The organism is Thiolapillus sp., assembly GCF_048562965.1.
Classification (GTDB): domain Bacteria; phylum Pseudomonadota; class Gammaproteobacteria; order Chromatiales; family Chromatiaceae; genus Thiolapillus; species Thiolapillus brandeum_A.
Window position 1 is genome coordinate 1 of record NZ_JBHNMF010001399.1, and the last position, 646, is coordinate 646.

Annotated in this window: 1 protein-coding gene; it reads left to right on the forward strand. The window is 54.5% G+C overall.

All coding sequences use genetic code 11. The features are described 5' to 3' along the window. Positions 1 to 22: 22 nt before the first annotated feature. Positions 23 to 646, forward strand: a 624-nt coding sequence (locus tag ACOCD2_RS24565; RefSeq protein WP_419626321.1) for an IS630 family transposase, incomplete at its 3' end; no start/stop codon positions are given.

A 646-nucleotide genomic window follows, 5' to 3' on the forward strand; every position in this document is an offset into this window, starting at 1 on the left:
GGACAAAGAAGAACAGGACAAGCTGGAGAAGATCGTGCGATCCTCGTTGAGCCCTGTCCGATTAGCCCAACGGGCTCAGATTGTATTGATGGCCAATGAAGGAATGCGCAACCAGGATATCGCAAACGCATTGGGTATCGGGCGCGTGAAAGTATCGCGTTGGCGCAACCGTTATGCCCAAAGTGGCTTGGCAGGAATAGAGCGTGATTTGCCCCGAGGAGCCCCGCCACAGAAAGTGGACATAAAGCGCCTGGTGGATCTTACAACGCAGCACAAACCGGCAGGAGCCACGCATTGGAGCACCCGCAAGGCGGCAGCCGAGTTGGGTGTTCACGCTTCCACCATCAGTCGTCATTGGCGGCGCTTGGGTCTGAAGCCCCATTTGGAACAAACCTTCAAGGTCTCTCGTGACCCGAAATTTGTCGAGAAGCTGGAAGATATCGTCGGGCTGTATATGTCGCCGCCAGAAAATGCGCTGGTTCTGTGCTGCGACGAGAAAAGTCAGATACAGGCATTGGATAGAACTCAGCCGGGATTGCCATTGAAGAAGGGCCGGGTTCAGACAATGACTCACGATTACAAACGCAACGGCACGACCACCTTATTTGCCGCCCTGAATGTGCTCGATGGCACCGTCATTGGACAA